The organism is Arthrobacter sp. YAF34 (genome assembly GCF_052113245.1).
Lineage (GTDB): Bacteria > Actinomycetota > Actinomycetes > Actinomycetales > Micrococcaceae > Arthrobacter.
In genome coordinates this window covers 411,825-436,842 of record NZ_JBFRCV010000002.1, presented here as the reverse complement: position 1 = coordinate 436,842, position 25,018 = coordinate 411,825, and the positions used below count along the sequence as shown (strand labels likewise).

General features: G+C 69.5%; 19 protein-coding genes. 6 read left to right on the top strand and 13 right to left on the bottom strand.

Translation table 11 applies throughout. The features are described from left to right. Positions 1-34 precede the first annotated feature (34 nt). Together AB4Y72_RS04395 and AB4Y72_RS04390 are read left to right on the top strand one after the other, a co-directional pair. The gene (locus AB4Y72_RS04395) at positions 35-1,597 is read left to right on the top strand and encodes an AlkA N-terminal domain-containing protein (RefSeq protein ID WP_441424933.1); all 1,563 of its coding nucleotides are present in this window, start codon (positions 35-37) and stop codon (positions 1,595-1,597) included. After that, positions 1,594-2,109 (top strand): methylated-DNA--[protein]-cysteine S-methyltransferase, encoded by a 516-nt coding sequence (locus AB4Y72_RS04390; protein WP_441424932.1) that lies wholly within the window; start codon positions 1,594-1,596, stop codon positions 2,107-2,109. The genes AB4Y72_RS04395 and AB4Y72_RS04390 overlap by 4 nt, the downstream gene beginning before the upstream one ends. On the opposite strand, the gene AB4Y72_RS04385 is transcribed toward AB4Y72_RS04390, so the two are convergent. The 10 genes from AB4Y72_RS04385 to argC form a co-directional block, all read right to left on the bottom strand. Then, the gene (locus tag AB4Y72_RS04385; RefSeq protein WP_441424931.1) at positions 2,106-2,843 is read right to left on the bottom strand and encodes a maleylpyruvate isomerase family mycothiol-dependent enzyme; all 738 of its coding nucleotides are present in this window, start codon (positions 2,841-2,843) and stop codon (positions 2,106-2,108) included. The genes AB4Y72_RS04390 and AB4Y72_RS04385 overlap by 4 nt on opposite strands. A 69-nt stretch (positions 2,844-2,912) precedes the next feature. Beyond that, a complete protein-coding gene (locus tag AB4Y72_RS04380; protein ID WP_441424930.1) occupies positions 2,913-3,434 on the bottom strand; it encodes a pyridoxine/pyridoxamine 5'-phosphate oxidase in 522 nt (173 codons plus the stop codon). Positions 3,435-3,572: 138 nt separating this feature from the next. Then, complete coding sequence (argH, locus tag AB4Y72_RS04375; protein ID WP_441424929.1) at positions 3,573-5,003, bottom strand: argininosuccinate lyase; 1,431 nt, start codon at positions 5,001-5,003, stop codon at positions 3,573-3,575. Positions 5,004-5,059: 56 nt separating this feature from the next. Then, positions 5,060-6,265 (bottom strand): argininosuccinate synthase, encoded by a 1,206-nt coding sequence (locus AB4Y72_RS04370; protein WP_441424928.1) that lies wholly within the window; start codon positions 6,263-6,265, stop codon positions 5,060-5,062. A gap of 97 nt (positions 6,266-6,362) precedes the next feature. Beyond that, complete coding sequence (locus tag AB4Y72_RS04365; RefSeq protein WP_441424927.1) at positions 6,363-6,893, bottom strand: arginine repressor; 531 nt, start codon at positions 6,891-6,893, stop codon at positions 6,363-6,365. Further along, a complete protein-coding gene (argF, locus tag AB4Y72_RS04360) occupies positions 6,893-7,936 on the bottom strand; it encodes an ornithine carbamoyltransferase (protein WP_441424968.1) in 1,044 nt (347 codons plus the stop codon). The genes AB4Y72_RS04365 and argF overlap by 1 nt, the downstream gene beginning before the upstream one ends. 8 nt (positions 7,937-7,944) lie before the next feature. Next, the gene (locus AB4Y72_RS04355) at positions 7,945-9,186 is read right to left on the bottom strand and encodes an acetylornithine transaminase (protein WP_441424967.1); all 1,242 of its coding nucleotides are present in this window, start codon (positions 9,184-9,186) and stop codon (positions 7,945-7,947) included. Between the two features lie 92 nt (positions 9,187-9,278). After that, positions 9,279-10,211, bottom strand: a complete 933-nt coding sequence (argB, locus tag AB4Y72_RS04350) for an acetylglutamate kinase (protein ID WP_441424926.1) — start codon at positions 10,209-10,211, stop codon at positions 9,279-9,281. Positions 10,212-10,269: 58 nt separating this feature from the next. Further along, complete coding sequence (gene argJ, locus AB4Y72_RS04345; protein WP_441424925.1) at positions 10,270-11,436, bottom strand: bifunctional glutamate N-acetyltransferase/amino-acid acetyltransferase ArgJ; 1,167 nt, start codon at positions 11,434-11,436, stop codon at positions 10,270-10,272. Continuing rightward, positions 11,433-12,464: an N-acetyl-gamma-glutamyl-phosphate reductase gene (gene argC, locus AB4Y72_RS04340; RefSeq protein WP_441424924.1), complete on the bottom strand. Its 1,032-nt coding sequence runs from the start codon at positions 12,462-12,464 to the stop codon at positions 11,433-11,435. The genes argJ and argC overlap by 4 nt, the downstream gene beginning before the upstream one ends. 209 nt (positions 12,465-12,673) lie before the next feature. On the opposite strand from argC, the gene AB4Y72_RS04335 reads away from it, so the two are divergent. The 4 genes from AB4Y72_RS04335 to AB4Y72_RS04320 all read left to right on the top strand — a co-directional run bounded on the left by AB4Y72_RS04335 (position 12,674) and on the right by AB4Y72_RS04320 (position 20,367). Further along, entirely contained in the window at positions 12,674-13,777 is a 1,104-nt protein-coding gene (locus tag AB4Y72_RS04335) for a fatty acid desaturase family protein (RefSeq protein WP_441424923.1), read from the top strand. A gap of 139 nt (positions 13,778-13,916) precedes the next feature. Continuing rightward, positions 13,917-14,882 carry a quinone oxidoreductase family protein gene (locus AB4Y72_RS04330; RefSeq protein ID WP_441424922.1) on the top strand — a complete coding sequence of 322 codons (966 nt, stop codon included), beginning with the start codon at positions 13,917-13,919 and terminating at the stop codon, positions 14,880-14,882. A 109-nt stretch (positions 14,883-14,991) separates the two neighbouring features. After that, positions 14,992-18,924, top strand: a complete 3,933-nt coding sequence (locus AB4Y72_RS04325; RefSeq protein WP_441424966.1) for a Pls/PosA family non-ribosomal peptide synthetase — start codon at positions 14,992-14,994, stop codon at positions 18,922-18,924. A 48-nt stretch (positions 18,925-18,972) separates the two neighbouring features. After that, the gene (locus tag AB4Y72_RS04320) at positions 18,973-20,367 is read left to right on the top strand and encodes a M1 family metallopeptidase (RefSeq protein WP_441424921.1); all 1,395 of its coding nucleotides are present in this window, start codon (positions 18,973-18,975) and stop codon (positions 20,365-20,367) included. 16 nt (positions 20,368-20,383) lie between these two features. On the opposite strand, the gene AB4Y72_RS04315 is transcribed toward AB4Y72_RS04320, so the two are convergent. The 3 genes from AB4Y72_RS04315 to pheS are packed head-to-tail and all read right to left on the bottom strand — an operon-like array spanning position 20,384 to position 24,789. Further along, positions 20,384-21,136, bottom strand: a complete 753-nt coding sequence (locus AB4Y72_RS04315; protein WP_441424920.1) for a 4'-phosphopantetheinyl transferase family protein — start codon at positions 21,134-21,136, stop codon at positions 20,384-20,386. A 45-nt stretch (positions 21,137-21,181) separates the two neighbouring features. Next, positions 21,182-23,725 carry a phenylalanine--tRNA ligase subunit beta gene (pheT, locus tag AB4Y72_RS04310; RefSeq protein WP_441424919.1) on the bottom strand — a complete coding sequence of 848 codons (2,544 nt, stop codon included), beginning with the start codon at positions 23,723-23,725 and terminating at the stop codon, positions 21,182-21,184. Positions 23,726-23,727: 2 nt separating this feature from the next. Continuing rightward, on the bottom strand, positions 23,728-24,789 hold the full coding sequence (pheS, locus tag AB4Y72_RS04305; protein ID WP_441424918.1) for a phenylalanine--tRNA ligase subunit alpha: 1,062 nt from the start codon (positions 24,787-24,789) through the stop codon (positions 23,728-23,730). Positions 24,790-25,018: the final 229 nt, after the last annotated feature.

Genomic DNA, 25,018 nt, shown 5'->3' with positions numbered 1-25,018 from the left:
AGCAGGTGGTCGGCGAAGCTGGCAGGATGGGGTCATGGACTTCTGGCAGCGCTACCGGGCAATCGATGCCAGGGACACACGTTTCGACGGGCAGTTCTACACCGCTGTTCGGACCACCGGCATTTACTGCCGGCCCTCATGCCCCGCCCGGACGCCCAAGGCGGCCAACGTCACCTTCTATGAAACCTCCGCCGCTGCGCATGACGCCGGCTACCGGGCCTGCAAGCGCTGCCTGCCGGAGGCCGTGCCCGGCACGCCGGCCTGGAACGTCCGCTCGGACATCGCCGGCCGCGCCATGCGGCTCATCAACGACGGCGTGATGAACCGCGACGGGGTCGAGGGGCTGGCCGCCCGGCTGGGCTACTCCTCGCGCCAGCTCAACCGGATCCTCAGCCACGAACTCGGTGCGGGACCGCTGTCCCTGGCGCGGGCGAGCCGCGCGCAGACCGCACGCACCCTGCTGGTCTCCACCGCAATGAAGGTCTCCGACATTGCGTTCGCGGCCGGATTCAGCAGCGTGCGCCAGTTCAACGAGACAATCGGCGAAGTCTTTGCCATGACGCCCTCCGCGCTCCGGGCCACGGCCCGCCACCACCGCGCCCCCGCGGCCAGCACGGCGCTCACGCTCAACCTTCCGTACCGGGAACCGTTCGATCCCGGCGTGTTCGACTTCCTGGCCGTCCGCGCCATCCCCGGGATCGAGGAAGGCACCTCCCATTCATATGCCCGGACCCTGCGGCTGGCCCACGGCGATGCCCGGTTTCGCGTGGATTACGACGCCGGCGCGGCCGGGCGTCCGCTGGTGCTGACCATCGGCGCCGTGGACTTGAGGGATCTGGCCTCCCTGCTGAGCAGGGTCCGGCGCCTGCTGGACCTCGACGCCGACCCCGTCGCCATCGATGCCGCCCTCGCGGCTGACCCCCGGCTGGCCGCCGCGGTGGCACGCACGCCGGGCATGCGGATGCCCGGCGCCGTTGACCCCCAGGAGCTGCTGATCCGGGCCATGATCGGCCAGCAGATCACGGTGGCTGCGGCGCGGACCGCCCTGGTTCTGCTGTCCGCCGCCGGCAGCGAAAGCTTGGTCCCAGCCGACGGCCTCCACCGGCTGTTCCCGACCGCCGCCCAGATCGCGGAGAACGGCTTCGAACTGATCCGCGGCCCGCAGCGGCGAATTGATGCCGTGCGCGGCGCGGCGGCGGCGATGGCTTCAGGGGACCTGGACTTCGGCTATGGCGACGACCTGCGTGGCCTGGAGGCCAAGCTCCTGCCGCTGGCCGGCGTCGGGCCCTGGACCGTGGGCTACGCCGCGATGCGGGTTATCGGGGCCCCGGACGTGTTCCTGGCCAACGACGCCGCGGTCCGCAACGGCATCCGCTCGCTCGATCCGGCCAGCGCCGACGGAGCCTCCGGCGCCGCCCCGGCCGCCGATTTCCGTGAAGTCAGTCCCTGGCGCTCGTACGCCACGATGCATCTCTGGCGCGCGGCGGCGGTCGCCCAGGCGGCGCGGACAGGGTCAAAGACTCCAACACAGACTCCCAAGCAGACGCCAACACCACCACAGACTCCTGCGCAGGCTCCGAAGAAAGCGAAACCATGAAAGCCCAGTTGTTGACCATGTCCACCCCGGACGGTCCCTTCACCATCATTGCCCGCGACGGCGCCGTCCTGTCCGCCGGCTGGACCGCCGAGCCCGGCGAACTGACGGGGCAAATCCACGCAGACCTGCTGCCGGCCGAGTTCGAGACCGTCACCGGGCTCGGTTCCATCTCCGACGCCGTGGAGGCGTTCTACTCCGGTGACCCGGACCTGGCCATGGAAGTGCCCGTGCTGCAGAAGTCCGCCCCCTTCCGCAGCCACGCGTGGGAGGTGCTCCGCACGGTCGCGCCGGGGCGCCCCGTGACCTACACCGAGTATGCGGAACTCTCCGGCAATGCCAAGGCCGTCCGCGCAGCGGCCAGTGCCTGCGCGTTCAACGCGGCGGCCCTGTTCGTTCCCTGCCACCGGGTAATCCGCACCGACGGCACGCTGGGGGGCTTCCGCTGGGGGCTGGCCGTCAAGGGCCGCCTGCTGGACCGCGAGCGGCAACTGGCCCTGGCGGTGCAGGCCTAGTTCGTTACGGGCACCCCGGCGGGCCAGGGCAGCAGCTCCGGGAGGTCGACGCCGTCGGCCGCGGCCGTGGCGCGCAGGCTCCCGAGGGTGGGCGTGCGGCCGGCGAGCCAGGCGGCGATATCGGTGAGCATGCCGCTGATGACGGTGGTTTTCCCCCCGCTGCCAATGGCCCGGTCTGGCAGGCCGAGGGGCTGCAGTACGAAGCGCTGGCCGTCGGGCACGCGGGCGGAGAGGAAATCGAAAAGGTGCTCGCAGAAGGGCCGGCTCCAGGTTTCCGGTCCGCGGCCGGTCCCCAGGTCGGCGGCATGGATGACGAGTTCGCGCCACAGGGCCAGGCCGCCGTCGAACACGACTCCACCGCGGTAGGTGATGGGCGCGCGCCAGCCGGGCTCGTCGAGGGCGCCGAAGGCGCGCAGGGCCCGGTCCAGGGCAGCTTCGAGGTCTGCCCGGTGTTCCGCGAGGCTGTGGCCCGCCGCCATCTCGATGGCGCGGGTGCGCCCTTCGAAGCCGCCGTCGTAGAGTTCGATGCTCTCGCCGCGGGCGGCGTAGTCGAGCTGGCGGGCCATTGCGTTGGCGATCCCGCAGATGTGCGCCAGGACGTGCCCGCGGGTCCAGCCCGGGAGTTCCGAGGGGGCCTGGACGTCGTGGTCGCCCAGTTTCGCGGCGATTCCGGTCACGACGTCGGCGGCGCGGCGGAGTTCCTCCAGCAGGTTTTGTGGGGTGATTGAGGTCATGGCGCCCATCCTAACGGAGCCACCGGATTAACGCCGGTTAACTGGGCGGACTAACTGGGCGCAGGCCGCTCAGCGGATCGGGTAACGGTGCCGAATGTGCCGCCGGTCGTGCCGTGCCTGCCAGAATTCAACCTCGCGGGGCCGCACCGCGTAGAGCTGCCAGTTGGGGTTCTCAGTGCCGTCCGCGCCGGGCCGGGCGTGCCAGTCCGCGGCTGAGGCCTCGGCGGACAGTTCGACCACGTCCCCGGCCACCCGCACCTGGCGGCCCTGCAGCTGCCAGAAGAAGTTCAGCGCCGCGTGCGGGTTGGCGCTGAGTTCTCGCCCCTTGCGGGATTCCCGGAAGGTGGCGAAGTGCCAGCCGTCGGCGTCGATGTCCTTGAGGATCAGCATCCGCGACGACGGCCTGCCGCGCTCGTCGGCTGTGGCCAGGCTGCAGGCGTTCGGCTGCGGCACCCCCGCGGTGAGGGCTTCGGCAAGCCAAAGCCGGAAGAGTTCGGCAGGGTCCGCGGGGGCGGCAGCCGGGTCAAAGTCCGGGAGCCGCTCGGGGAAATCGGGCAGGGCACGCAGCATCTGGCGGAACGATTCGCTCATGCGGCAATGCTAGCGGGGAGTTTCCGGCGGCAAACGCACAACGCTCCCTCACTTTTGGCAGGAAATCCGCCGACGCTCCTGCAGGCAGTGCAGGAGCGTCGGCGGAAACGCTGCCGGAAGTGAGGGAGCGTCGGCTGACTAGCCTGCGTACCCGCGGACGGCGGCGAGCTCGCCTTCGAGCGCCAGCAGCTGGCGTTCGACGGCGGCCGGTGCAGTGCCGCCCTGGGAGTTGCGGCTGTTGAGCGAACCCTCGGTGGACAGGACGGTGCGGACCTCCGGTGTCAGGTGCGCCGAGATGGCGGCGTATTCCTGGTCCGTCAGGTCCCAGAGCTCGACGCCGCGGCTTTCGGCCTGCTTGACCGCGGCCCCGGAGAGCTCGTGCGCCTCGCGGAACGGAACACCCTGCCGGACCAGCCATTCGGCAATGTCCGTGGCCAGCGCGAAGCCCTGGGGTGCCAAGGATTCCATCCGTTCGGTGTTGAACGTCAGGGTCGCGATCATGCCGGAGACGGCCGGAAGCAGCACTTCCAGGGTGTCGGCGGCGTCGAAGACCGGTTCCTTGTCCTCCTGCAGGTCGCGGTTGTACGCGAGCGGCAGGCCCTTCAGCGTGGCCAGGAGCCCGGTCAGGTTGCCGATCAGCCGGCCCGCTTTGCCGCGCGCGAGCTCGGCAACGTCGGGGTTTTTCTTCTGCGGCATGATCGAGGACCCGGTGGAATAGGAATCGTGCAGGGTGACGAAGGAGAACTCCTTCGTGGCCCACAGGATCACTTCCTCCGAGACCCGGGACAGGTCCACGCCGATCATGGCCGTGATCCAGGCGAACTCGGCGAAGACATCGCGCGAGGCGGTGCCGTCGATCGAGTTGTGCGTGGCCGAGAAGAAGCCCAGTTCTGCGGCCACGGCCTCCGGGTCCAGCCCGAGCGAGGAGCCCGCCAGTGCGCCCGAGCCGTAGGGCGAAACCCCGGCACGCTTGTCCCAGTCGGCCAGCCGCTGCACATCGCGCAGCAGCGCCCAGGCGTGGGCCAGAAGGTGGTGGCTGAGCAGCACCGGCTGGGCGTGCTGGAGGTGGGTGCGGCCCGGCATGGCCACGCCCTGGTGGGCCTTGGCCTGGTCCACCAGCGCGTCGATCGTGGCGAGCACGCCGCGGGCGATGATCCGGGCGTGGTCGCGCAGGAACATCCGGCCCAGCGTGGCCACCTGGTCGTTGCGGGACCGGCCGGCCCGGAGCTTGCCGCCGAGCTGGGTGCCGGCACGCTCGATCAGTCCGCGCTCCAGAGAACCGTGCACGTCCTCATCGGACTCCGCCGGAAGGTAGGCGCCGGAGGCGACATCCTCGTCCAGCTGCGTCAGGGCGGCAAGCATGCCCTCCAGCTCGACGTCGTCCAGCAGCCCGGCCTTGTGCAGCACGCGGGCGTGCGCCTTGGACCCGGCGATGTCGTAGCGGGCCAGCCGCCAGTCAAAGTGCGTGGACTTGCTCAGCGCCGCGAGGGCGTCGGCGGGGCCGCCGGCGAACCGGCCGCCCCACAGCGCACCGGTGTTGGTAGCTTCGGACTTCGTCCCCGGGCGCACCCCAGCCTCGCTTCGCTCGGCCGGGGACCCCTGCGCCCGTGGGCCCTGCTGCTGACTCACTTTCCGGCGACGCGGATGTCGCGGCCGGAGGCAACCTTGGCGGACATGCCCCACAGCTCGATGAAGCCGCGCGCCATCGACTGGTCGAAGGTGTCGCCGGTGTCGTACGTGGCGAGGTCGAAGTCGTAGAGCGAGGTCTCGGAGCGGCGTCCGTTGACGACCGCCTGGCCGCCGTGCAGCACCATGCGGATGTCGCCGGAGACGTACTTCTGGGTGTCCTCGATGAACGCGTCGAGGGAGCGCTTGAGCGGGGAGAACCACTGGCCGTCGTAGACCAGCTCGGCCCAGCGCTGGCCGACGGTGGCCTTGAAGCGGGCCTGCTCGCGCTCGATCGTGATGTCCTCGAGGTGTTTGTGCGCCGTGATGAGCGCCATGGCGCCGGGGGCCTCGTAGATTTCGCGGGACTTGATGCCGACGAGGCGGTCCTCGACGACGTCGATCCGGCCGACGCCCTGGGCACCGGCTCGGCGGTTGAGTTCCTTGATGGCCTGCAGCGGGGTGACCTTCACGCCGTCGATGGCAACCGGCACGCCGGCCTCGAAGGAGATGGTGACTTCATCCGGCGCCGGCGGGAATTCCGGGGTGGCGGTGTAGTCGTAGATGTCCTTGGTGGGGGCGTTCCAGATGTCCTCGAGGTAGCCCGTCTCGACGGCGCGGCCCCAGACGTTCTGGTCAATCGAGTACGGGTTCTTCTTGGTGGTCTCGATCGGCAGTCCCTTGTCCTCGGCGAAGGCGATGGCCTTGTCGCGGGTCAGGGCGAGGTCGCGGACCGGGGCGATGCACTTCAGGTCCGGGCCGAGGGTCTGGATGCCGACCTCGAAGCGGACCTGGTCGTTGCCCTTGCCGGTGCAGCCGTGGGCGACGGTGGTGGCGCCGAATTCGCGGGCGGCCTTGACCAGGTGCTTGACGATCACCGGGCGGGAGATGGCCGAGACCAGCGGGTAGTGGCCCTGGTAGAGGGCGTTGGCCTTCAGCGTGGGCACGCAGTACTCGTTGGCGAACTCATCGGACGCGTCGGCCACATAGGCTTCGACGGCGCCGCAGCCCAGCGCGCGCTGGCGGATGGTCTCCAGCGATTCGCCGCCCTGTCCGACGTCGACCGCCACGGCGATGACCTCGGCGCCGGTGGCTTCCCCGATCCAGCCGATGGCTACGGAAGTATCCAGGCCACCGGAGTAGGCCAGAACAATACGCTCAGTCACGTCAAATGCTCCTTAGTTGTTTGGTGATGCTGTCAGTCGTGGAAAATCTCTGTTGCAAGCCTGTCACAAGCCCGGGGCGCCCGGGGTGTTGCGCGGCTTATTGGCCGGCTTCCTCGGCGAACTGCAGGAACCGTGCGGCGACGTCCGCGCCGCCCAGCGGGTCCCGGGTGACGAGGAGGACGGTGTCGTCCCCCGCGATGGTGCCCAGGATCGAGGGCATCACGGAGTGGTCGATCGCGAGGGCCAGGAAGTTCGCGGCACCCGGCGGGGTCCTGAGCACCACGAGGTTGGCCGAGGCTTCGGCGGTGACGAGCAGTTCCCCGCACAGCCGGGTCAGCCGGGCGTCCAGGATTTCCTGCGTGACGCCGCTCTTGGCTGCCCGTTCGCCGCCCTCGCCCGGGACGGCGTAGACGAGGACCCCGTCCTTGCCCCGGACCCGGACCGCGCCGAGTTCCACGAGGTCCCGGGACAGCGTGGCCTGGGTGACCTGCACACCGTCGTCCGCGAGCAGGGCCGCGAGTTCGGCCTGCGAACGGACCGATTCGCCCGTCAGGATGGCCGTGATCCTTGCCTGCCGGGCTGTCTTGGTGGCCGGGCTGGCCCCCGGCGAGGCTGGCTGGACGGACATCAGGCCAAGCCGTCCACCGGCGCGAGGCCATCGACCGGCGCGAGCCCATCGACCGGCGCGAGCCCATCAACCACTGCCAGGCCGGAGCGGTGCATGAGCCAGGCCATGAGCGCCTTCTGGGCGTGAAGCCGGTTTTCGGCCTCGTCCCAGACCACCGACTGCGGGCCGTCAATGACGTCCGCGGCGATTTCGTAGCCCCGGTAGGCAGGAAGGCAGTGGAGCACGACGGCGTCAGGCGCCGCGAGCTTCATCGCTGCGGAGTCCACGGAATAGTTGCGGAACAGTTCCATCCGCGCTTCCTTTTCCGCTTCCTGGCCCATGGACACCCAGGTGTCCGTCGCGACGACATCGGCGCCCAGCAGGGCCTCGGCGGCGTCGATCGTGACCAGTACCGAGCCGCCGGTCTCCGCGGCGCGGTCCTCGGCGGCCGCGATGATCTCGGGTGACGGCAGGTACCCCTCCGGGCCGGCGATGCGGACGTTCATGCCCGCGGTGACGCCGGCCAGCAGGTAGGAGTTGGCCATGTTGTTGGCGGAATCCCCCAGATAGGCCATGGTCAGGCCGTTGAGGGCGCCCTTGTGCTCCTTGATGGTCAGCAGGTCGGCCAGGAGCTGGCACGGGTGGTAGTCATCGCACAGGGCGTTGATGACCGGCACGCGTGAGTTCGCGGCCATCGCGACCAGCCCGGCGTGCGCGCCGGTGCGCCACACAATGGTGGACACCATGCGCTCGAGCACCTTGGCGGTGTCCTCGACCGACTCCTTGTGGCCGATCTGCGCCTCGCCCGGGTTGATGATGAGCGCGTTGCCGCCCATGTCCGCGATCCCGGTGGCGAAGGACACGCGGGTCCGGGTGGAGGTCTTGTCGAAGATGACAGCCACCGTCTGGCGGCCGCTGCCCGCTGCGGCGAAGGGCTGCACGCTGTAGGGCGCGGCCTTCATCCGGACGGCGAGTTCGAGGACCTCGGCCTGTTCGGCCGGGCTCAGGTCCGTGTCCTTGAGGAAGTGGCGGACGGGTCTTGTCGAAATTCCAGATGCGGTCATCGGGGCGGTCACTTGGCGTCCTTTGCGGTCATGAGGAGTGCGGGCAGCGCGGCCAGAAAGCTGTCGGCCTGGTCAGTGGTCAGGATCAGCGGCGGCGCCAGCCGGATGGTCTTCGGCCCCGGGCTGTTGACGATGAACCCGGCGTCAAGGCCGGCGGCAACGACTCCGGCGGCGACGTCGGCGTCGAGGTCGAAGCCGATCAGCAGCCCCTCGCCGCGGACCTCGGTCACGCCGTCAATGCCGGCCAGGCCGGCACGCAGGTGCTCCCCCACCGTGCGGACGTGGGCCAGGACGTCCTGGCTTTCCAGGACGTGCAACGTGGCGAGGGCGGCGGCCGTGGCCACCGGGTTCCCGCCGAACGTGGTGCCGTGCTGTCCGGCGGTCAGCAGGGCGGACGTCTCCGGGCCGTACGTCACGAGGGCGCCGATCGGGAAGCCGCCGCCGAGGCCCTTGGCGAGCGTGACGGCGTCGGGCACAATCCCGGCGTCCTCGCTGGCCAGCCACTTGCCGGTTCGGCCGATGCCGGTCTGGACCTCGTCGAGGATCAGGAGGGCACCGGCCGCGCTCGTGGCCTCGCGGGCCGCCTTGAGGTAGCCGGCGGGCAGCGGCCGGACCCCGGCCTCGCCCTGGATCGGTTCGAGGAAAACGGCGGCCGTGGTGTCGTCCACCGCGGCGCGGAGGGCCTCGATGTCACCGAACGGAACGTGCACGACGCCGCCGGGCAGCGGAGCGAACGGCGCCCGGTACGCCTCTTTCGCGGTGAGCGCGAGGGCGCCCATGGTGCGGCCGTGGAAGGCGCCCTCGAGCGCGATGATTTTGGTGCGCGGGGCGGAGTCTGATCCGGTGTTGCGGCGCGCCAGCTTGAAGGCCGCCTCGACGGCCTCGGTGCCGGAGTTCGCGAAGAACACCTTGGAGCCGGCCGGGGCCTTGGACAGTTCCAGCAGCTTCTCGGCCAGGGCGATCTGGGTGGGGCTCGTGAAGAAGTTGGAGACATGGCCCAGGGTGGCGAGCTGGCTGGAGATTACCGAGGTGACAAAGGGGTGGGCGTGGCCGAGGGCGTTCACCGCGATCCCGCCGAGCAGGTCCAGGTACTCCTTGCCATCGGCGTCCCAGACGAGGCAGCCGGCGCCGCGGACCAAGACCCGCTGCGGGGTGCCAAAGACGCCCAGCAAGGAGGAGGAGTAGCGGGACAGCCACTGCGCGCCACTGGTTTGACCGACGAGCGCGGTTGCGGCGGCGTCCGCAGCGATGGGGGCCCCGCCCGCTTCGCGGTGCCCGACCACACCCGGCCCCCCATCGCTGCTGCGGCCTTCAGCGGAATGGCTCAGTTCAGTGCTGCTCACTATGCGTTCACTTCCTCGTCCGGGACCACCTGGGTGCCGATGCCGGCGGTGGTAAAGGTTTCCAGAAGCATCGAGTGCGGCAGCCGGCCGTCCACGATGTGGGCGCGCTCGACGCCGTCGTCAATCGCTTTCAGGCAGGCCGCCATCTTCGGGATCATGCCGGACTCAAGGCGCGGCAGCATCTCGCGCAGCTCCGAAGCCGTCAGCGAGGAGATGAGCGATGACCTGTCCGGCCAGTTGGCGTAGAGGCCTTCGACATCGGTCAGGATGACCAGCTTGGATGCACCCAGGGCTGACGCGACCGCCGCCGCCGCCGTGTCCGCGTTGACGTTAAGCACCTGCCCGGTGGTGGACCCGTCGTCGTGGATTTCCGGGGCAACAGTGGAGATCACCGGGATCCTGCCGGCCGCGAGAATGTCCACGATCCCTTCCGGGTTTACCCCGACAACCTCGCCCACAAGGCCCAGGTCCACTTCCTCGCCGTCCACCACGGTGCCGGTGCGCACGGCGCGGAGCAGGCCGCCGTCTTCACCGGACATGCCGACGGCGTACGGGCCGTGGGAGTTGATCAGGCCTACGAGTTCGCGGCCCACCTGGCCGGTGAGGACCATCCGGACCACGTCCATGGCCTCGGGCGTGGTCACGCGCAGGCCGCCCTTGAACTCGGATTCGATCCCGAGCCGGCCAAGCATGGCGTTGATCTGCGGCCCCCCGCCGTGGACCACCACGGGGTGGATGCCGACGTGGTGCAGGAACACGACGTCCTCGGCGAACGCGCGGCGCAGGCCGTCGTTGACCATGGCGTTGCCGCCGTACTTGATCACCATGGTGGTGCCGGCAAAGCGCTGGATCCAGGGCAGTGCCTCGATCAGCGTGGCGGCCTTGTCCCGGGCGTCGGACTGGGAGGTGGTCTCGCGTGTCTGGGTGTTCATGGGCGTTCGTCCTTCCTGTTCGTCCTGCCCGTTCGTCCTTAGCTGTTCCCCGGGGAGGTCAGCTGGAGTAGGCGCTGTTTTCGTGGACGTAATCGTGGGTGAGGTCGTTCGTCAGGATCGTGGCCTCGGCCTCGCCGGCCTGCAGGTCGATTTCGACGAGGACCTCGCGCGGCTCCAGGTCCACTAGGCCGCGGTCGTCGCCGATGCTGCCGTTGCGGCAGATCTGCACGCCGTTCATGGAGACATTCAGCTGGTCCGGCTCGAACGCCGCGTCGGTGGTGCCGACGGCAGAGAGCACGCGGCCCCAGTTGGGGTCCTTGCCGAAGATCGCGGTCTTGAACAGGTTGGAGCGGGCGACAGCGCGGCTGACGGTTTCGGCGTCCCTCTCGTTCGCCGCGTTGAACGTCCGGATTGCAATGTCGTGGCTGGCGCCCTCGGCGTCGCCGATCAGCTTGCGTGCCAGTTCGGCGCAGACGTCGGTCAGTCCGGCGCCGAATGCGGCGGCGGAGGGCACGGCGCCGGAGGCGGCCGAGGCCAGGAGGACCACGGTGTCGTTGGTGGACATGCAGCCGTCCGAGTCCGCGCGGTCGAAGGTGACCCGGGTGGCGTCGCGGAGGACGACGTCGAGCATTTCCGGCTGGACGTCGGCGTCCGTCGTGAGGACCACCAGCATGGTGGCCAGGCCCGGGGCCAGCATGCCGGCGCCCTTGGCCATGCCGCCGATGGTGAACGGCGTGCCTTCGGCGTCCGTGCCGGTGAAGACGGCCTGCTTGGGCACGGAGTCCGTGGTCATGATGGCGGTGGCCGCCTCGGGGCCGCCGTCGGCGGCCAGGGCGGCCGTGGCTGATCCGATTCCGGCCAGGATCTTGTCCATGGGCAGCTGCTCGCCGATCAGTCCGGTGGAACAGACGACGACGTCGGTGGCGGAGACACCCAGCGCTTCGGCGGTCTTCTCCGCGGTGGTGTGCGTGTTCTGGAAGCCCTGGGGCCCGGTGCACGCGTTGGCTCCGCCGGAATTGAGGATGACGGCGTCCACGCGGCCGTCCTTGAGGACCTCGCGGGACCAGTGCACGGGAGCTGCCGCGACCCGGTTGGACGTGAAGACGGCCGCGGCGGCCTTGGACGGGCCGTCGTTGACCACCAGGGCCAGGTCCGGTTTGCCGGAGGCCTTGAGGCCGGCAGTGACGCCGGCGGCGCGGAACCCAATCGGTGCGGTGATGCTCACGGTGCGACTCCCTGGAGGTTGAGGCCGGCGGTTTCCGCCAGGCCGAGGGCAATATTCATGGACTGCACGGCCCCGCCGGCCGTCCCCTTAGTCAGGTTGTCGATGGCGCAGCACACGATCACGCGGCCGGCGCGCTGATCGAAGGCGAGCTGCATGACCGTGTGGTTCGAGCCCTGGACCGACTTGGTGGAGGGCCACTGGCCCTCGGGGAGCAGGTGGACGAACGGTTCGTCGTCATAGGCCTCGCTCCAGGCGCGGCGTAGCTCCTCGGCGGTGACACCCCGCCGGACCTTCGCGGTCGCCGTCGTGAGGATGCCCCGGCTCATAGGGGCGAGCGTGGGCGTGAAGGACACGGTGACCGGGGCATTCAGGGCCTTGGACAGTCCCTGTTCGATCTCCGGGGTGTGCCGGTGCCCGCCGCCCACCCCGTAAGGGCTCATGGACCCCATGACCTCGGCGCCGATCAGGTTCACCTTGGCGGCCTTGCCGGCCCCCGAGGTTCCGGACGCGGAAACGATCACGACGTCGTCGCCTTCGAGCAGGTGATTGCTGAAGCCGGGGGTGAGCGCCAGGAGGGCCGACGTCGGGTAGCAGCCCGGGACGGCGATCCGGGTGGCGCCGCGGAGGGCGTCGCGCTGGCCGGGAAGTTCCGGGAGACCGTAGGGCCAGGTCCCGGCGTGCGCGGAACCGTAGAACTTCTGCCAGGCTTCCGGGTCCTCGAGGCGGTGGTCCGCCCCGGCGTCGATCACGACCGTCCCGGCGGGCAGCTGGGCCGCGATCTCCGCGGACGCCCCGTGCGGAAGCGCGAGGAACACGACGTCGTGCCCGGCCAGGTTGGCCACCGTGGTGTCTTCAAGGATCCGGTCCGCCAAACCATGGAGATGCGGCTGCAATTCCCCTAGTCTGGAACCGGCGTTGCTGTGGGCCGTGATGGCACCGATGGTGACGTCGGGATGACCGGCGAGGAGCCGCAGGACCTCGCCACCGGCATAACCGCTCGCCCCGGAGACGGCAACAGAAATAGTCATAAGCACGACTATACAGCAAGAGTATGCATAGATGCCGATATTTATGCATCCCTGCGGCCGCGTCCGGAATTCCGCCGCCAGAGGATCCGCCGGGGATCGAAGCTTCGGCTAAACCCCGGGGCGTATGCTTGGTAAAGGGTGATCCAGACCGTGCAGCTGCGAATGTCAGTTTGCAGCGTTGCCCGTAACAGTGACGAGGCCAGCGCTCTATGACCGCCACTTCAACCCTTCCCGCCCAAACGCCGGCGCGACCGCCCTCCCGGGTCCGCCAGCCCAACGCCGTGGTCCTGAGCTATTCGGAACTCCTGAAAAGCGTCAAGACGGCCGGCCTCTTGGAACGGCGTGTGGGTTTCTACATCACCGTCTTCGCCAGCCTCGTGCTGCTGATGGCCGCCACCTGGTTCGGTTTCGCGCTGATTGGTGACAGCTGGTTCCAGCTCCTGATCGCCGCCGCCCTGGGCATCCTGTGCACCCAACTCAGTTTTCTGGCCCATGAAGCCGGGCACCGCCAGATCTTCGCGTCCCGCCGCGCCAACGACTGGGCCGCACGGCTGCTCGCCACGTCCGTGGCCGGCATCAGCTACTCGTGGTGGGAGCAGAAGCACGGCGCGCACCACAACCACCCCAACGTCATTTCCAAGGACCCGGACATCGCGCCCGGCCCCGTCGCCTTCTACCCCGAAGCCGTGGCCGACCGCCAGGGACGCCTCGCGTTCCTGACGCGCAAGCAGGGCTGGTTCTTCTTCCCGCTCCTTTTCCTGGTGGGCCTGGGACTGCAGATCGATTCCGTGAAATTCATCGTCCGCCGGGCCAAGGTCACGCACCGCTGGGTCGAGATCCCGATTCTCGCGGTCCGGCTCAGCCTGCTTCCGGTCCTCGCGTTCTCTTTCCTGCCGCTGGGCATGGCGTTCGCCTTCATCGGCGTCCAGCTGGCCGTGTTCGGCTTCTACATGGGTGCCTCGTTCGCGCCGAACCACAAGGGCATGCCGGTACTGCCGGCGGACAGCCGCGTGGACTTCTTCAGCCGCCAGGTGCTGACGTCCCGGAATATCTCGGGCGGCCGCTTCATGGACATCCTGCTCGGCGGCCTCAACCGCCAGGCGGAGCACCACCTTTTCCCGGACATGGCCCGCCCGCAGCTGGACAAGGCCGCCAAGATTGTTCGCGAATACTGCGCCAAGCACCAGGTCCCGTACACGGAAACCACGCTGATGCAGTCCTACGGCATTATTGTCCGCTACCTCAACGACGTCGGGCTCGCCGCGGGCCGCCACTTCGAATGCCCCATGGCGACCGTCACCCGCCGCTACTAGCCGGACGAAACTCCCCCGGCCCTGGGTAGCGGCCATCACGTGACGGCTGGTTACGGACGGCCCCTTCATGGTTGCCGCCGGTGTCCCTAGGATGGTCCCAGGGAACGGGACAGAATTTCCCGCCCGGAGAAGGAGCCATATGATGCACGCAATTCTCGCCCGCCGGGCCGGCGGCCCGGAGGTCCTGGAGCTCGGCGAAACTGCCCGGCCCGTTCCCGGCCCGGGCCAGTTGCTGATCAGGGTCGCTGCGGTGGGCGTGAACTTCATCGACACCTACAAGCGCAGCGGCGTCTACAAGGTCAGCTATCCCTTCACGCCCGGCTCCGAGGCCTCCGGCACCATTGAGGAAGTCGGAGAGGGCGTCACGGGGTTCACTCCCGGCGACCGGGTGGCGACCGCCGAAGGCATCAACTGCTACGCCGGCTACGCCCTCATCGATGAGGACAAGGCGCTGCCCGTTCCCGACGGCCTGGACGATTTCACCGCCGCGGCCCTGCCGCTTCAGGGCGTGACCGCCCACTACCTGATCAATTCGACGTTCAAGGTGGAGCCAGGGCACACGGTACTGCTCCATGCCGGCGCCGGCGGCGTGGGCCTGCTCATGATCCAGATGCTCAAGGCCAAGGGCGCCCATGTCATCACCACCGTTTCCACGGATGAGAAGGAGCAGCTGGCCCGCGAGGCCGGAGCGGACCACGTGCTGCGCTACGACGGTTTCGCGGAGCGGGTCCGGGACCTGACGAACGGCACCGGCGCGGACGTGGTGTACGACGGCGTCGGGAAAGACACCTTCGACTCTTCCCTGGCGTCGCTGCGCGTCCGCGGCATGCTGGTGCTCTTCGGCGGAGCATCCGGCCCGGTCCCGCCGTTCGACCCGCAGCGGCTCAACGCCGGCGGCTCCCTGTACCTCACCCGGCCGACCATGGGCCACTACCTTCGCGATGCCCGGGAACGCCGCTGGCGCTCCGACGACGTCTTCGCCGCCGCTGCCGCGGGCAGCCTCAAGGTCAGGATCGGCGCCCGCTACTCCCTTGCCGAGGCAGCCCAGGCCCACAATGACCTCGAACAGCGCCGCACCACCGGCAAGGTCATCCTGATCCCCTAAGCCCGCGGTCCCCACGCCGCGGCAACATCATCCGTTCATCTCCTGCAGGGACAATGCGCCAGTGACCGAGCAACGACTGACCCAGAGTGAAGCACCCGGCACCGGCACGGTGCAGAGTCTTCAGGTAAACGGCGCCCGCGTCCACGCGCCGCAGTTGCCGGGCGCGCTCTCGGCCCCGCCGGAACGGACGCTGATTGACATCATCCGTGACACCGCCGCCCGGTTCCCGGATGCTTCCGCCCTCGACGACGGCCATCGCTCGCTCAGCTACGCCCAGCTCATGCACGAAGTCCGGGCAACGGCGCGGAAACTGCACGTGGCCGGGCTCGGCGCCGGCGACAAGATCGGTGTCAGGATCCCGTCCGGCACCAACGAGCTCTACGTCTCGATCCTGGCGGTGCTGCTGGTCGGTGCGGCCTATGTCCCAGTCGACGCCGACGATCCGGATGAGCGGGCCAAACTGGTTTTCGGCGAGGCCAGGGTTGCCGGCATCCTGCGCGCCGGCGGGAAGATCGTCACGGACAGCAAACATCCGCGCCCCTTCCCCGCACCCCGGCCGCCCGGCCCCGATGACGACGCGTGGGTGATCTTCACTTCCGGCTCCACCGGGACGCCGAAGGGCGTTGCCGTCCAGCACCGCTCTGCGGCCGCGTTCGTGGACGCAGAAGCGCGCATGTTCCTGCAGGATGACCCGGTGGGCCCGCAGGACCGGGTGCTGGCCGGCCTGTCCGTTGCCTTCGACGCCTCCTGCGAGGAAATGTGGCTGGCGTGGCGTCACGGCGCCTGCCTCGTCCCGGCGCCCCGGGCTCTGGTCCGCACCGGCATGGATCTGGGCCCCTGGCTCATCAGCCATGGCATCACGGTGGTCTCCACCGTCCCCACGCTCGCCGCGCTCTGGCCTGTCGAGTCGCTCGAAAGCGTCCGGCTGCTCATCTTCGGCGGGGAGGCCTGCCCGCCGGACCTTGCCGAACGGCTTGCCGTCGAAGGCCGGGAGGTGTGGAACACCTACGGTCCGACCGAAGCCACCGTTGTGGCGTGCGCCGCCAGGCTGGGTGCACCCGGCCCCATTCGGATCGGCCTGCCGCTGGACGGCTGGGATCTCGCCGTCGTGGACGCCGACTCGGTGCCGGTCGCCGACGGCGCGGTGGGCGAGCTAATCATTGGCGGCGTGGGCCTGGCCCGGTACCTTGACCCGGTGAAGGACGCCGAAAAATATGCCCCCATGCCGTCCCTGGGCTGGGCGCGGGCCTACCGCTCCGGCGATCTCGTCAAATACGAGCCCGAGGGCCTCATCTTCCAGGGCCGCGCCGATGAGCAGGTCAAGCTCGGCGGCCGCCGGATCGAACTGGGCGAAATCGACGCCGCGCTGCAGTCGCTGCCGGACGTCGCCGGCGCCGCCGCCGCCGTGCAAACCACCGCTGCCGGCAACCAAATCCTGGTCGGCTACCTGGCCGCCGTGTCCGGCCGCGACATCGATCTTGCCGCCGCGCGCGAACTGCTGGGCGAGAACCTGCCAGCCCCCCTCATCCCGCTGCTGACGCTCGTTGAGTCGCTGCCGACCAAGACCAGCGGCAAGGTGGACCGCCACGCCCTGCCGTGGCCGCTGAGCGGAACCGGTGCAGCCGAGGCCGAGGGCGCCCCGCTGAACGTGCCGGAGGACGCGCAGTGGATCGTGGAGCAATGGAGCGCCGTGCTGGGGAGCCCGGTCACGAGCCTCGACGCGGATTTCTTCGCCTACGGTGGCGGTTCGCTGGCCGCCGCGCAGCTCGTGTCCGCCCTGCGCGTCCGCTACCCCACCATCACCGTGGCCGACATTTACGCGACACCCCGGGTGGGCGCCCTGGTGGACACGGCCCGTCAGTCGCTGCCCGAGGGCGGCGCAGTCCCCGCGCAGGAGCGCACCGTGCGTCCCACCGCCCGGAAATCCCAGGCCTTCCAGATGCTCATGGGCGTGCCCTTGCACATCCTCGTCGGCATGCGCTGGCTGACCTACCTGATGGCCGCCAACAATCTTCTGGCGGCCTTCGCGGGCTTCAGCGCCGCACCCACCATCTCGTGGTGGTGGGTCGGCGCTTCCTGGCTCGTCTTCGTCAGCCCCGCCGGGCGGATGATGCTCTCCGTTGCCGCCGCCCGAATTCTGCTGCGCAATGTTGTGCCCGGCACATATCCGCGGTCCGGGCGGGTGCACATCCGGCTCTGGCTCGCGGAACAGATCCAGGACCTCGCCAGCGCTGTCAGCCTGGCCAGTGCGCCCTGGGTGCCCTACTACGCGAAAGCCCTGGGGGCCAAGATCGGCGACGACGTCCAGCTGCACTCGCTGCCGCCCGTCACCGGGCTGCTCTCACTTGGCGCCGGCTCCAACATCGAGCCCGAGGTGGACCTGTCCGGCTGGTGGATCGACGGCGACCGCGTGCACATCGGGGCCATCCGCATTGGCGCCGGCGCAAGCGTCGGGGCCCGCAGCACGCTCATGCCGGGAGCTATCGTGGGTGCCGGTGCACAGGTGGAGCCGGGATCGGCGGTCATCGGCAAGGTCAAAGCCGGGCAATTGGTGGCCGGGTCACCGGCGGAACGCCGCGGGAAGGCCCGGCACTCATGGCCGGACTCCCCCACCGAACACCGGCTGGCCGGCCGGCTGTGGTTCGCCGGGTTCGCCGCGGCATCGGCCGGGCTGGCGCTCATCCCCTACGTCTCCGCTGCCGCGGCAGCCGCCGTCATCTTCGCGTTCATCCGGGGCAGCATGTCCCTGACCGCGGCCCTGCCCGGCCTGGCCCTGTCCGTTCCCCTGGCGGCGCTCGTGTGGTTCCTGACCAACCTGCTCCTGGTCCTGGCCACCACCCGGCTCCTCAGCATCGGCCTCGCAGAGGGCTACTACCGGGTCCGGAGCCGGATCGGATGGCAGGTCTGGGCGACCGAGCGGGTGCTGGATCTGGCCAGGGACCTGCTGTTCCCGATCTATGCAAGCCTCTTTACCCCGGTCTGGCTGCGGCTTCTCGGCGCGAAGGTCGGCCGCAACGTGGAGGCCTCGACAGTGCTGCTGATCCCCCGGATGACCACCGTGGGCGAAGGCGCATTTTTGGCCGACGACACCATGGTGGCGTCCTACGAACTGGACGGCGGCTGGATGCACATTGCCCCGGCCAAGATCGGCAAACGGTCCTTCCTGGGCAATTCCGGCATGACGGGAGCCGGGCGCAATGTGCCCAAGAACTCCCTCGTGGCCGTGCTTTCCGCGACTCCGGCCAAGGCGAAGGCCGGGACGTCGTGGCTCGGCAGCCCGCCCGTGCGGCTGCGGCGCACCGCCATTGCCTCCGATGACACCCGGACCTACCAGCCACCCAGAAGGCTGAAGGTGGCGCGCGCCCTGTGGGAGCTGTGCCGGTTCGTCCCGGTCATGCTGACGGTGGCAATCGCCGTCGGGGTGATGGTGGCGTTTGACGCGTTGGCGGCCACCCTCAATTACGGGGTCGCCGCGGTCCTGGGCGGGTTGGTGGTCCTGGTGGCCGGCGTCACCGCCGCCGCCAGTGCGGTGGCAGCCAAGTGGCTGCTGGTGGGCCGGATCCGTTCCGGCGAGCACCCGCTCTGGAGCTCCTTCATCTGGCGGAACGAAGTGGTGGACACCTTCATAGAGATGGTCAGCGCCCCGTGGTTCGCGCGTGCGGCCACGGGGACCCCGGCCATGGTCTGGTGGTTGCGGGGACTCGGCGCGAAAATCGGCACCGGCACCTGGTGCGAAAGCTACTGGCTGCCCGAGGCGGACCTCGTCACTCTGGGCAGGAATTCGACCGTCAACCGCGGATGCGTGGTGCAGACCCATCTGTTCCATGACCGGGTCATGAGCATTGACACTGTTACGCTCGATGACGGAGCCACCATGGGACCGCACGGCGTTATCCTGCCGCAGGCCAGGATCGGCAGCGGCGCCACGGTGGGGCCGGCGTCCCTCGTCATGCGGGGCGAAACCGTCCCCGCCGGGACGTACTGGATGGGCAACCCGGTCAGCCCGTGGGGCGGGCCGACGCCGCCCGCCAGGCCCCGCTAGGCCCGGCCCGCGCCCGTCCACCAGCACCACAAACCGAAGGTTCGTCCATTGAGCACCAGCGCACCAAGCAGCAGCGAAACCAGCCCGGGAGCTGCCCGCGGGGCCGGCCTGGAGGCCGGCGCACCGGACCCCTACATGCCGGGCCACGGGACCAACGCCTACCGTGTCACCCGGTACGAACTCGACCTCGACTACCGGGTCAGCAGCAACCGCCTCGTCGGCCACGCGGTCCTGCACGCCGTCACGCAGCTCCCGACGTCGGCAATCGTCCTGGACCTGACCGGCTTGCGGGCCACGAAGATCCAGCTCGACGGCCGCAGGGTGCGCCGGTTCACTCAGCGGGCCGAGCAGCTCGTCGTCTACCCCGAGGTCCCGCTGCTGGCCAATGAGGCCTTCATCCTGGACGTCCGCTACGAGGGCTACCCCGCGCCGCGCCGCGGCGTGTGGGGCGAAGTGGGCTGGGAAGAGCTCTCCGACGGTGTGCTGGTCGCCGGCCAGCCCAACGGCGCCGCCTCCTGGTTCCCGTGCAATGACCACCCGCGGGACAAGGCGAGCTACCTCATCACGGTGACCACCGACGCGAACTACCGCGCCGTGTGCAACGGCGTGCTGCTCTCCCGCACCAGCAGGGCCAGCCGCGAGACCTGGGTGTTTGAACAGGCCGAACCCATGTCCACCTACCTGGCGACGGTCCAGATCGGTCGCTACGAGCTCCTGACGCTCAATGCCGAGCGGCCGTCGGGGCACGTTCCGCAGTATGCTGCCGTACCGGCGTCGCTGGCTGTCAACGCCCGGGCCGCCCTGGCCCGCCAGCCCGACATGATGCGGACCTTCACCAATTGCTTTGGGCCATATCCGTTCCCGGAGTACACCGTGGTAGTCACCGAGGACGTCCTGGAAATCCCGCTGGAAGCGCAAACGCTGTCCATTCTCGGGCCCAACCACTTGCGGCCGGACTGGGAGTCGCAGCGGATGATCGCCCACGAACTCGCCCACCAGTGGTTCGGGAACTCGCTCACCACGGCCACCTGGAAAGACATCTGGCTGCATGAGGGCTTTGCCTGCTACGCGGAATGGATCTGGTCCGAAGAGGCCGGCATCATGTCGGTGGCGGCCCGCGCCCGCGCCGCCTGGCGCAAGCTGTCCGCCTCCCCGCAGGACCTGATGGTGGGCGATCCCGGCCCGGAGTTGATGTTCGATGACCGGGTCTACAAGCGCGGAGCCCTGGCCCTGCACGCGGTACGGGTACGCTGCGGGGACCTGGCGTTCTTTGCCCTGCTGCACGACTGGACGGAGCGTTTCCGCCACGGCACCGTGACCACCGCCGACTTCATCCTCGCGGCCGCCCACACGACGGGCCTGGACGCAGAGGCCCTGCTGCACCCGTGGCTGTTCGAGGACGCGCTTCCGCCGCTCCCGCAGCCGGCGCCGCCGAAGTTCTGACTGCCGCCGAAGTTCTCTAAGGAAGGACCGCGAGGGCGACGGCGGCCACGAGCTCCGCGGGCAGGCCCGTCTCTGCCGCCGGCAGGTCCCGGAGCCCGGCCCAGCCGTTCACGCCGGTCTGCTGGGCGTCATCCAGCACCTCGAGAGTGTCCGGAGCCGTCTGCAGGCCCGTGCCCAGCATCTTGAGCCACGCCTCCTTGCGCGCCCACAGCCGCGCGCGGCCGCGCAGCAGGGCGATGCCGCGCAGCCCGGCGAGGTGCCGCTGTTCCGCGGGGGTCAGCACGACGTCGTCGAAACCGTCGAAGTCCGCCCGGGCCGGATCCTCGGCGTCGATGCCCAGGCGCAGTCCGGGATCCGGGTGCGCCACGCCGGCCAGCAGTGTCCAGCCCGCCGCGCGGGACAAGCTCAGCAGCAGCGGCGCGGCTTCCCCGCGGAGCAGGTAACCCGGCCGGCCGTGGGAGATGTCCGCGCCGGTGCCGCACCGGGGACAGCTGTACCAGGCGGTGAGGTCCGACGCCGGCACGCCGAGGAGCTCGGCGGCGAACCGCCGCTGCGCGACCCGCCCGGCGAGGAAGTCTGCCCGGGTCCGCGGGGTCATTGCGCCAGCCCGGCCTAGCTCGGCGGCGTCCAACAGGGAACGCGTGTCGCGTTCCAGCTCTGCCGCCGCTGCTGCATCAGCTGCGGCGGAGTGGCCAGGGTCCCGATGGACCCCGGACACTCCGGGAACGCCAAAGGGCGGGCAGGCACGCACAACCAGGTGTGCTGCCATGACCCGCCCCTTCCAGAAAAGTCAGCGCTGTCACCAGCGCAGTTCTCAGCGCTGCACCGCTCCGAAGCGCTCGTGGGCTGCGGCGACGGCACCCTCACGCGCCGCCGAGGCCTCGTCGGCCGTCAGGGTGCGGTCATCGGCGCGGAAGCGCAGGCTGAACGCCAGCGACTTCTTGCCGTCCTCGATACCCTTGCCCGCGTAGACGTCGAACAGTGCGACGTCCTCAAGCAGTTCGCCGGCGCCTTCGCGGAGGGCCGCCAGCACGTCTCCCGCGGGGACGTCCTGCGCCACCACGAGCGCCACGTCCTGGGTAGCGACCGGGTAGGTCGAAATGTGCCGCGCCACGATCACGTCGGCGGCAGCCTCGAAGAGGGCATCGGCGTTCAGTTCCAGCGCCACGGAGCGGGCCGGCATGTCATAGGCTGCCAGCAGCTTGGGGTGCAGTTCGCCCGCGTACCCCACCACGTCGCCGGTGCGCAGCGCAATTTGCGCCGCGCGGCCCGGGTGGAAGGCCTGGTGCCGGCCCTGCGTGACGACGAGGTCGACGCCCAGCACGTCACCGGCGGTGCGGGCGATGTCCACCGCGTCCGCCCAGTCCCACGCCCGGGGGGTGTGCGCCGGTGCGGCGGGCGAATCGTGCCCCGTGAGCACTGCCGCGAGATGCAGCGGCTGGTCCGGGACGCCGTCGTACAGGGCGTCGAGCACCTCGTCGCCGGGCTTGGCGCCGAGCGGCGGAATCGATGCGGTGCCGAGCTGCTCGCCGGGCAGGAACACGAGCCCTGCCTCGAAGAGGGCGAGGTCGCGGAAGCCGCGCGAATGGTTGCGCTTGGCCACCTCGATCAGGCCCGGCAGGATCGAGGTCCGCAGGAAGCCGTGCTCCTCGCTGATCGGGTTGGCCAGCTTGAGCGACTTGTGCGGCGTGCCCTCCGTGGCCACGCCGAAGGTGTCATTGGCGGCCTTGGAAACGAACGGGTAGGCGATCACCTCGGTGAGGCCCGCGGCGGCCAGGGCCTGGACCAGGCGGCGGCGCTGCTGCTGCACGCGGGTCAGGCCGCGGCCCGGGGGCGCCACCGGCAGGGTCGCCGGAATCTTGTCGTAGCCGACCAGCCGCGCGATTTCCTCGGTGAGGTCGTCCTTGGTTTCGAGGTCGTTGCGCCAGCTTGGCGCGGTCACCGTGTAGCCGGCACCGTTCTTCACCACGACGGCGCCCAGGTCTTCGAGGGCGGTCACGATGTGTTCGTCGGTGAAGTCGATCCCGATGCGGGTTGAGGGGTACCCTGCCGGCAGTTCGATCGTGACGGCATCCGGCGCGGTTCCGACGTCGGTCCCCGCTTCGTCGGCGATGCCGCCGGCGAGTTCGACGAGGAGATCAACGACGCGCTGGGCGGCAATGCCGGCCACCTGCCAGTCCACGCCGCGTTCGAAGCGTTTGGAGGCTTCGGACGGCAGCTTGTGGCGGCGGCGGGAGCGCCCGATGGACACCTCGTCGAAGTGCGCCGCCTCCACGAGGATGCCCGTGGTGGAGTCGGAGACCTCGGTGGCGGCGCCGCCCATGACACCGGCGATGCCGATCGCGCCGGAATCGTCGGTGATGAGCAGGTCCTCGACGTCGAGCGCGCGGACCTTCTCGTCCAGGGTGGTGATCTTTTCCCCGGCCACGGCACGGCGGACCACGATGTCGCCGGACAGCTTGTCCAGGTCGTAGCAGTGCGTGGGCTGTCCGAGCTCCAGCATGACGTAGTTGGAGATATCCACCGGCAGGGAGATGGACCGGATGCCGGCGAGGCGCAGCCGGGAAGTCATCCACGGCGGCGTCGGCTTGGTGGCGTCGACGCCGCGGACGGTGCGGGCCACGAAGCGGTCGCAGCCGGGCTTGCCGTAGACCGGGGCGTCGTCGTTGAGCTTGACGCCGTAGCCGCCGGACAGTGCTGCGGGGGCCTGGACCCTGGACGCCGGGTCGGTGAAGGAGGTGCCGGTCGCGTGGGCGTACTCCCGGGCCACGCCGCGGATCGAGAATGCATACCCGCGGTCCGGGGTGACGTTGATTTCGGCGGCCTCATCGTACAGCCCGAGCAGTTCCATGGCGTCGGCGCCGATTTCCGGGTCCAGCCCAATCCTCGACAGCACCAGGATGCCGTCGTGGTCCTCGCCGATGCCGAGCTCGCGCACGGAGGCGATCATGCCCGCGGAGAGGTGACCGTACGTCTTGCGCGCGGAGATCCTGAAGTCGCCCGGGAGGACGGCGCCGGGCAGCGTGACCACCACTTTGTCGCCCTCCACGAAGTTGTGGGCGCCGCAGATGATGCCCTGCACGCCCGAGGGATCGATGCCCTCGCCGGTGAGGCTCTGCTGCTGACCCTCGGGGACCACGCGGACCTGGCACCAGTTGATCGTTTTGCCGTTGGTCTGCGGTTCCTTGACGATGCTCAGGACCTGGCCCACCACGATGGGGCCCTGCAGGGTCTCTGTCGGCCTGTGGACTGCTTCTTCTTCAAAACCGACCTTGACGAGCTCGGCCATAACGTCTTCGGCCGTGGCTCCGGCCGGTACCTGCGCGAATTCACGCAGCCAGGAAAGTGGGATACGCACTGTTAGATCTCCATCCCGAAGTGCTCGCTGAAACGTACGTCGCCTTCGATCATGTCGCGCATGTCGCCGACCTCGTTGCGGAACATGAGGGCACGCTCAATGCCCATGCCGAAAGCAAAACCTGAATAGATGTCCGGATCGATGCCGGCGGCGCGGAGCACGTTGGGGTTGACCATGCCGCAGCCGCCCCATTCGATCCAGCGGGGGCCGCCCTTGGCGCCCGGGTGCCAGATGTCCAGCTCCGCGGAGGGCTCGGTGAACGGGAAGTAGTTGGGTCGCAGCCGGATCTGGGCGTCGTCCCCGAACATCTGCCGGGTGAAGTGCTCCAGGGTACCCAGGAGGTCGGCCATGCTGAGATTCTTGTCGATGGCCAGGCCCTCGAACTGGTGGAAGACCGGGGTGTGCGTGGCGTCGAGCTCGTCCGTGCGGAACACCTTGCCCGGGCACAGCACGTAGATGGGCAGGTCGCGTTCCAGCATGGAACGGACCTGAACCGGCGACGTGTGGGTGCGCATCACGAGGTGGGCCTCCGGCGGCTCCACGAAGAACGTGTCCTGCATTTCGCGGGCCGGGTGGTCCGGCTTGAAGTTCAGGGCATCGAAGTTGAACCATTCGGACTCGACCTCGGGGCCCTCGGCGATCTCCCAGCCCATGCCGACGAAGATGTCCGCGACCCGGTCCTGCAGCGTAGAGAGCGGGTGGCGTGCACCGGCCCGGCGCCGGCGGGGGGCCGCCGTGACGTCCACGGTCTCTTCGACGAGGATCCGCGCGTCGTTCTCGGCTTCGAGCTCCACCGTGCGGTCCGCGAGCGCCTTGTTGACGCGCCCCCGGGAGGCTCCCATGAGTTTGCCGGCGGCGGGCTTCTGGTCCTTGGGCAGCGCGCCGATCTCGCGGTTGGCGAGACTTAGCGAGGACTTCTCGCCGGTGTGCGCGAGGCGCACGGCCTTGAGTTCATCGAGGGTGGCGGCGGTGGCGATGGCGGCAACGGCCTGGTCTACGGCAGCGGTAATGGCAGCTTCATCCAGAGGATTCGGGACGGCTGCGCCCGGCAAAGTTTCAGTCATCTACTGTTCTTAGCTACGAGTCGGATCATGCCGAGAGCACGCGGCCGGGCACAGGGCTCGGCGCGGGTTCTCGGCAAGGCTTATGGTCACTGACCCCAGTCTAGTAGACGGCCGTCTACCGCCAGTCAATCGCCGTCAAACGCCAGGCGTTCGTGACGCCGCGGTCCCGCCGGACCGCTGACGGCCGACCACACACACCGCGGACCCCTGACCGCCGGGCACGCCCCCG

What these genes read in the sequence shown, in the direction of transcription:
- AB4Y72_RS04385 (WP_441424931.1), bottom strand. Translation starts at nt 2,843, where the DNA reads ATGACCTCAATCACCCCACAAAACCTGCTGGAGGAACTCCGCCGCGCC.
- argB (WP_441424926.1), bottom strand. Translation starts at nt 10,211, where the DNA reads ATGAACACCCAGACACGCGAGACCACCTCCCAGTCCGACGCCCGGGAC.
- AB4Y72_RS04365 (WP_441424927.1), bottom strand. Translation starts at nt 6,893, where the DNA reads ATGTCCGTCCAGCCAGCCTCGCCGGGGGCCAGCCCGGCCACCAAGACA.
- AB4Y72_RS04395 (WP_441424933.1), top strand. Translation starts at nt 35, where the DNA reads ATGGACTTCTGGCAGCGCTACCGGGCAATCGATGCCAGGGACACACGT.
- argF (WP_441424968.1), bottom strand. Translation starts at nt 7,936, where the DNA reads ATGACCGCATCTGGAATTTCGACAAGACCCGTCCGCCACTTCCTCAAG.
- argC (WP_441424924.1), bottom strand. Translation starts at nt 12,464, where the DNA reads ATGACTATTTCTGTTGCCGTCTCCGGGGCGAGCGGTTATGCCGGTGGC.
- pheS (WP_441424918.1), bottom strand. Translation starts at nt 24,789, where the DNA reads ATGACTGAAACTTTGCCGGGCGCAGCCGTCCCGAATCCTCTGGATGAA.
- AB4Y72_RS04315 (WP_441424920.1), bottom strand. Translation starts at nt 21,136, where the DNA reads ATGGCAGCACACCTGGTTGTGCGTGCCTGCCCGCCCTTTGGCGTTCCC.
- AB4Y72_RS04330 (WP_441424922.1), top strand. Translation starts at nt 13,917, where the DNA reads ATGATGCACGCAATTCTCGCCCGCCGGGCCGGCGGCCCGGAGGTCCTG.
- AB4Y72_RS04390 (WP_441424932.1), top strand. Translation starts at nt 1,594, where the DNA reads ATGAAAGCCCAGTTGTTGACCATGTCCACCCCGGACGGTCCCTTCACC.
- AB4Y72_RS04335 (WP_441424923.1), top strand. Translation starts at nt 12,674, where the DNA reads ATGACCGCCACTTCAACCCTTCCCGCCCAAACGCCGGCGCGACCGCCC.
- AB4Y72_RS04380 (WP_441424930.1), bottom strand. Translation starts at nt 3,434, where the DNA reads ATGAGCGAATCGTTCCGCCAGATGCTGCGTGCCCTGCCCGATTTCCCC.